This window comes from Brevundimonas sp. Root1423, from assembly GCF_001426805.1.
In genome coordinates, this window is sequence record NZ_LMFL01000026.1 from 26,175 (window position 1) to 32,509 (window position 6,335).

Sequence of the window (6,335 nt, forward strand, 5' to 3'; positions counted from 1 at the left end):
ATATCGAACCCACGACCTCAGCCTTACCAAGGATGCGCTCTACCACTGAGCTACGGCGGCCTGATCTGAGGAAGCGGCCCTATAGCCAACCGGGGACAAAGGGGGAAGCCCCCATTTCCGATGCTTGCGGAAAAGTGCGGCGCCGGGTCAGATCGACCCATGGATGAGTCGAAGATCGCAGGGCCTCAGCCCCCACTGCCGACAAGCCTGCCGGATCCGCTGGCCCCGGCGAAAACGCCTGCCACGGCCCGGGCCCAGCGGCTGTCCACGGCGCTTCGCGACAACCTGAGACGACGCAAGGCGGCGAGCCGGGCGGTCAAGCCGGCAGCGCCGAGCAACTGAATGTCATCGGCCGCGTCGCCGCCGGCCTTTCGCAACCGCAACCGTCCGCGCTAGATAGCCGATCCCCCTTGCGCCCCGCACGGGGCCGCAAGAGACGACATGGACAGCATCGCCATCACCGGCGGCGCCCGGCTGAACGGAAGCATTCCGATCAGCGGCGCCAAGAACTCCGCCCTCAAGCTGATGGCGGCGGCGATCCTCACGGACCAGCCGTTGCTGCTGACCAACATGCCGAGGCTCGCGGATACGAAATTCCTGGGCCGGCTGCTGCGCGAACTGGGCGTCGAGGTGACCGAACGCGACGGGGCCGACGGGCAGGAGACCCTGTTCCACGCCGGGCGCATCAGCTCGACCTTCGCTCCCTATGATCTGGTCCGCCAGATGCGGGCCTCGTTCAATGTCCTGGGGCCCCTGCTGGCGCGCACGGGCGAGGCCAAGGTGTCGCTGCCGGGCGGCTGCACGATCGGCGCGCGGCCTGTCGATCTGCACCTGCAGGCGCTGACGGCCCTGGGCGCCGAGATCGAACTGGACGAAGGCTATGTCACGGCCCGCGCGCCCCACGGTCTGAAGGGCGCGGAGATCGAGTTTCCGTTCGTCTCGGTCGGCGCGACCGAACACGCCCTGCTGGCCTCCGTGCTGGCCGAGGGCGTGACGGTGCTGAAGCGGGCCGCGCGCGAGCCCGAGATCGGGGATCTGGCGCACTGCCTGACGGCGATGGGCGCGAACATCAGCGGCATCGACACCGACGAACTGGTCATCACCGGCGTGTCGTCCCTGGGCGGCGCGACCTGGTCGGTGATTCCCGACCGGATCGAGATGGGCTCCTACGCCGTCGCGGCGGCCATGGCCGGGGGCGAGGTGCGGCTGACGAAGGCACGGCCCGAACTGATGACAGCGCTGAGCGAGAAGATGATCGAGGCCGGGGTCGAGGTGACGCCGACGGCGGACGGGGTGATCGTCAAGCGCGATCCGGCGGTCCGGCTGAAGGCGGTCAATGTGGCGACGGAGGTCTATCCGGGCTTCGCCACCGACCTGCAGGCCCAGTTCATGGCCCTGATGACGACGGCCGAGGGCGACAGCGTCATTCACGAGAACATCTTCGAGAACCGCTTCATGCACGCGCCCGAACTGGCGCGGCTGGGGGCGGACATCCATGTGCACGCCGGCGAGGCCGTGGTTCGGGGCGTGCCGGTCCTGCATGGCGCCCCCGTGATGGCCACCGACCTGCGGGCCTCGGTCAGCCTGGTGATCGCCGGCCTGGCGGCCGAGGGCGAGACCACGGTGGGCCGCGTCTATCATCTGGACCGCGGCTTCGAACGGCTGGAAGAGAAGCTGGGCGCCTGCGGCGCCGACATTCGCCGGATCAAGGGCGACGAGCATGACCACTGACGGCCGCAGCGGCGAGACGGAGGCGGCGGCGGGCGCGCCGGTCGAGCCGCTGCGCCTGCTGGCCGAGGACGCCGACGACCTGCACATCATCTCGGCGGCCCTGCAGGACGCCATCCTGCGCCCGGTGGACATCGTCTGGGAGCCGTCGGGGCGACGGGTGACGCTGAAGCTGAGCCGGTTCTGCTGGGAATGCGGCGGCACCCGGGTGATGGCGGCGATGCAGTTCGGCGACGTGATCGCGGTCAAGAGCCGGCGCCTGCCGCGCCTGCCCGAAAGCGCGCTTGAGCTGCTGGCCATGGATTTCGTGCCGGACGAGGCGCCGGGCGGACGCGTGATCCTGATGTTCGCGGGCGGCGGCGACCTGCGGATCGACGTCGAATGCCTGGACGCCGTGCTGACGGACCTGTCCGAGCGCTGGCCGGTGAAGATGGCGCCCACCCATCTGTCCGAAGAGGCGGATCCCGCGTGAGGGAGCACCGCCTCGCCTCGGTCGATCTGGACGCCGCGACCCTGTCGGCCGCCACGGCCGAGATCGAGCACGAGCGGCGGGTCGCCATCTTCGACCTGATCGAGAAGAACAGTTTCGAGCCGGCGGGCGCGGCGGGCGGACCCTATGCGCTGAAGCTGTCGCTGGTGGACGGCCGGCTGGCGTTCGAGATCACGGGCCCGGACTTCCATCGCGTCCATGGCCTGTCGCTGACGCCGCTGAACAAGGTGGTGAAGGACTATATCGCCATCTGCGACAGCTATTACGAGGCCCTTCGCGGCACATCCCCGGCCCAGATCGAGGCCGTCGACATGGGCCGGCGCGGTCTGCACAATGAAGGCGCCGAGCTGCTGAAGGCGCGGCTGGACGGCAAGATCGCCATCGACCACGAGACGGCGCGTCGGCTGTTCACCCTGGTCACGGCGCTGTACCGGCGCGGTTGATCTCGACTATCCCGGCGTTTTCGGGCATTAGGCCCGCTCTTTTCGACGCGCGCTTTCGCCCGGCGCGCGTCCTGACTCGTATTCACAGGGCGCGAGAGGCCGCATGGCTAAGGAAGAACTGCTCGAGTTTCCCGGCGTCGTCAGCGAACTGCTGCCGAATGCGACGTTCCGTTTCCGCGTGCTGCTCGAGGGCAACGACCACGAGATCATCGCCCATACCGCCGGCAAGATGCGCAAGAACCGCATCCGCGTGCTGGCCGGCGACAAGGTCCTGGTCGAGATGACGCCCTATGACCTGACCAAGGGCCGCATCACCTACCGCTTCAAGTAAGGACGGGCTCACATGAGCCGTCCTGAACTCGTGCTGGCCTCGGCCAGCCCGCGCCGCATCGAACTGCTGGCGCTGATCGGGATCGCGCCCGACCGCGTCGATCCCGCCGACATCGACGAGACCCCGCTGAAGGACGAGACGCCGACGCGCCTCGCCGCGCGGCTGGCGATCTCGAAGGCCGAGGCCGTGGCGGCCGGGGCGCCGGACGCGGTCGTGCTGGCCGCCGACACCGTGGTGGCCGTGGGCCGACGCCTGCTGGAAAAGCCCGCCGACGAGGCCGAGGCCGTCCGGTTCCTGAAATTGCTTTCGGGCCGCAATCACCGGGTCTTCACCGGCGTGGCGGTGACCGCGGGGGTGCGGACCACGCACCGGGTCGTCGACACCCGCGTCAGTTTCAAGGTTCTGTCCGACGCCGAGATCGCCGCCTATGTCGCCTCGGGCGAATGGCGGGGCAAGGCGGGCGGCTACGGCATCCAGGGCCGGGCAGGGGCCTTCGTCACGTCACCATCTATGACTCCTCGGCCCGCGCGTGTCCTTCAAGGTCCTGTCCGACGCCGAGATCGCCGCCTATGTCGCCTCGGGCGAATGGCGGGGCAAGGCGGGCGGCTACGGCATCCAGGGCCGGGCAGGGGCCTTCGTCACCCGTCTGGTCGGCAGCTATCCCGCCGTCATGGGYCTGCCGCTGTTCGAGACGGTCAATCTGYTGAACGGCGCGGGCTGGCGGGCGTGAGAGAGCCGCCTCTGCTGACCTATCTGGACGATACGCCGGGTGAGACGCGCGGGATCATCTTCGATGACATCGGCTGGCAGCATGTCCTGACCGATTTCGAGGGCGAAGACCCGCAGCAGAAACTGGGCGCGCGCTCGGTGGGCCGGGTGGAGAGGATCGAGCCCAGTCTGAAAGGCGTCTTCGTCGATCTGGGACAGCGCGATGGCGGGCGGGCCTTTTTGCCGGTCGGCGGCGGACAGCGGCTGCACGAGGGCGAAAAGATCGAGGTCGAGGTCGTCTCCGAGCGCCGGGAGATGAAGGGGGTCACGCTGAAGCTGTCGGGCAAGGGGCAGGGCGAGCCCCGGCTGTTGACGCCCGGACCGACGGTGCGGGAATGGCTGGGACGGCTCGCACCCGGCGTCGAGCCGATCGAAGGCGTCAGGGCGATCGAAGCGGGATGGAGCGCCGTTCGCGAAGCGATGGAACAGCCCTTCCTGTCTCAGGGGCCCGTGGTGACGGTCGAGCGAACGCGGGCCATGATCGCGGCGGACTTTGACTATATGCCGACGCCCGGCCGGCGTGCAGCGCCGCAGGATCGGCTGGAGGCGAATCGACGGGGTCTGAAAGCGGTGGCCCGGACGCTCCGTCTACGCAGCGTGGGCGGGCTCGTGGCGATCGACCTGGTGGGCGCGGGTCAGGATGGCGACGCCCTGCTGAAGACGGCCAGGGCTGAGTTCGGGAGCGACCCGGATATCGTGTTCGGCCCGGTCAACCGCTTCGGGGTCATGATGCTGTCCCTGCCGTGGCGGTTCGAGCCTCTCGAGGAGCGGCTGTTCCGTCATCCGCGAATGCAGTCCTGGGACCCGCGCGCCGGGGCCGTGGAGGCGACACGCCGGCTGCGGCACGCGATGCTCGGAGACACAACGACGGCGCGCGTCACGGTCCGCTGCGCCCCGAGGACCGCCGAACTGGCCGCGCCGCTGGTGGCGCGACTGGGGCCGCGCGCCCATGTGAAGGGCGACGACGCGCTGCGGTACAGTGAATTCGCAGTCGAGGCGGAGCAGCCATGACGACCTGTCCCATCTGCCGCCGTCACCCGGCGGACGAGAAATACAAACCCTTCTGCTCGAAGCGCTGCGCCGACGTGGATTTGCAGCGCTGGTTCACGGGCGGATATGTCCTGCCCGACAGCGGCGGGGACGTGCCGACGGACGATGGCGAAGAAGACTGATCTGACGGCTGGACACCCCCKRACCGCTCGCCTATAGACGCCGCCTCCGCGCCGCGAMGCGTGCGCCTGGGTAGCTCAGTTGGTAGAGCAGTGGATTGAAAATCCACGTGTCGGTGGTTCGAATCCGCCCCCAGGCACCATCGCTTCAGGTCCTCGTCGGTGAAGACGGGCGAAAAAAACCGCTCGCCTATAGACGCCGCCTCCGCGCCGCGAAGCGTGCGCCTGGGTAGCTCAGTTGGTAGAGCAGTGGATTGAAAATCCACGTGTCGGTGGTTCGAATCCGCCCCCAGGCACCATCGCTCCCTTTCCGAGGCCGGAACCGGGTTCGCCGCCATCACGAAAATGTCGCTTTCCGCCCTGATCTTCGGTGATCGGGCCGTTGGCTCCCTCGCGAGGGGAAAAGCGCCGTCCCGCACTTGACGCTCTGGTATGCGTTCGCCAAAGGAGCTTGACCGCTTTCCTTTGCGGGCGGTCGGCGGGAAGGGAAAACGGTTTTCCCGGTTCGTCGGCGCCGCGCCGGAAGCTACTTGGCAACCGGAAGCGTCAGCAGGCGTTCCGCAGTCCGGGGTTCCTTAACCCTGTCKCTACGGGCGAGAATTTCATCGAGAGCGGTCGTCGTCTGCGGCCGTTTCTTTTGGGTTCCACAAGTCAGACCAAAACAGCAGGAACTGGCGAACTATGTTCGATATCAAGAAGCGGCCGTTTCTTTTGGGTTCCACAAGTCAGACCAAAACAGCAGGAACTGGCGAACTATGTTCGATATCAAGAAAACCAACATCCTCCTGGCCATGGCCGSCGCYGSCGTSCTTATGGCYGGYACGCCGGTTCTCGCGCAGGATGCCCCCGCCGCCGATCCGGCCGCCGCTGCAGCTGCTCCGGCCGCTGACGCCGCCGCCGCTCCCGAGCCCGCCGTCGTCGGCGGCGAGGCCCATGGCAAGCTGACCCCGGCCGGCATGTTCATGCAGGCTGACCCGGTCGTTAAGGTCGTGATGGTCGGCCTGCTCCTCGCCTCGGTCTTCTCCTGGGTGCTGCTGCTCATCAAGATCTTCGAGTTCGGCTCGCTGAACCGCAAGACGGACCAGTTCCTGGAATCCTTCCGCCAGGCCCGCACCATCGCCGACATGCGCCGCGTGGCSACGKCGGACGAGTTCGACGGCAACCCGCTGGCCGACATGGCCGCCGCGGCGACCGACGAAATCGAACTGTCGCGTCAGGCAGGCCTCTCGGTCACCGGCGATCACGCCGACTCGGCCCTGATGCGCGCCCAGCAAGCCGTCGCCGCCGTTCAGGCCGGCCTCGCCAAGCGTCTCTCGGGCGGCCAGCAGTTCCTCGCCTCGGTGGGTTCGACCGGTCCGTTCATCGGTCTGTTCGGCACCGTYTACGGSATCATGAACTCSTTCATC

At 68.0% G+C, this 6,335-nt stretch carries 8 protein-coding genes, 2 tRNA genes and 1 pseudogene; all 11 read left to right on the forward strand.

The window, feature by feature from the left end; genetic code table 11:
* The first annotated feature begins 441 nt into the window (after nucleotides 1-441).
* Entirely contained in the window at nucleotides 442-1,731 is a 1,290-nt protein-coding gene (murA, locus tag ASD25_RS17210; protein ID WP_055832081.1) for a UDP-N-acetylglucosamine 1-carboxyvinyltransferase, read from the forward strand.
* Complete coding sequence (locus ASD25_RS17215; protein WP_055832083.1) at nucleotides 1,721-2,200, forward strand: DUF2948 family protein; 480 nt, start codon at nucleotides 1,721-1,723, stop codon at nucleotides 2,198-2,200. Before murA ends, ASD25_RS17215 begins: the two co-directional genes overlap by 11 nt.
* A complete protein-coding gene (locus tag ASD25_RS17220) occupies nucleotides 2,197-2,661 on the forward strand; it encodes a UPF0262 family protein (RefSeq protein ID WP_055832085.1) in 465 nt (154 codons plus the stop codon). The genes ASD25_RS17215 and ASD25_RS17220 overlap by 4 nt, the downstream gene beginning before the upstream one ends.
* Before the next feature lie 103 nt (nucleotides 2,662-2,764).
* Nucleotides 2,765-2,992, forward strand: a complete 228-nt coding sequence (gene infA, locus ASD25_RS17225; RefSeq protein ID WP_056619273.1) for a translation initiation factor IF-1 — start codon at nucleotides 2,765-2,767, stop codon at nucleotides 2,990-2,992.
* A 12-nt stretch (nucleotides 2,993-3,004) separates the two neighbouring features.
* Nucleotides 3,005-3,490 (forward strand): annotated as a pseudogene (locus ASD25_RS17230) (nucleoside triphosphate pyrophosphatase); the annotation flags it as partial.
* A gap of 31 nt (nucleotides 3,491-3,521) precedes the next feature.
* Nucleotides 3,522-3,722, forward strand: a complete 201-nt coding sequence (locus ASD25_RS32845; protein WP_255356172.1) for a Maf family protein — start codon at nucleotides 3,522-3,524, stop codon at nucleotides 3,720-3,722.
* 458 nt (nucleotides 3,723-4,180) lie between these two features.
* Nucleotides 4,181-4,771, forward strand: coding sequence for a ribonuclease E/G (locus tag ASD25_RS30585; RefSeq protein ID WP_255356173.1), 591 nt, complete (start codon nucleotides 4,181-4,183; stop codon nucleotides 4,769-4,771).
* Nucleotides 4,768-4,932 carry a DNA gyrase inhibitor YacG gene (locus ASD25_RS29560; protein WP_082560192.1) on the forward strand — a complete coding sequence of 55 codons (165 nt, stop codon included), beginning with the start codon at nucleotides 4,768-4,770 and terminating at the stop codon, nucleotides 4,930-4,932. The genes ASD25_RS30585 and ASD25_RS29560 overlap by 4 nt, the downstream gene beginning before the upstream one ends.
* Before the next feature lie 64 nt (nucleotides 4,933-4,996).
* Nucleotides 4,997-5,072 (forward strand) — tRNA-Phe (locus ASD25_RS17240).
* 80 nt (nucleotides 5,073-5,152) lie between these two features.
* A tRNA-Phe gene (locus tag ASD25_RS17245) sits at nucleotides 5,153-5,228 on the forward strand.
* Between the two features lie 456 nt (nucleotides 5,229-5,684).
* The coding region (locus ASD25_RS17250) for a MotA/TolQ/ExbB proton channel family protein (RefSeq protein WP_056619276.1) at nucleotides 5,685-6,335 on the forward strand (651 nt) is incomplete at its 3' end.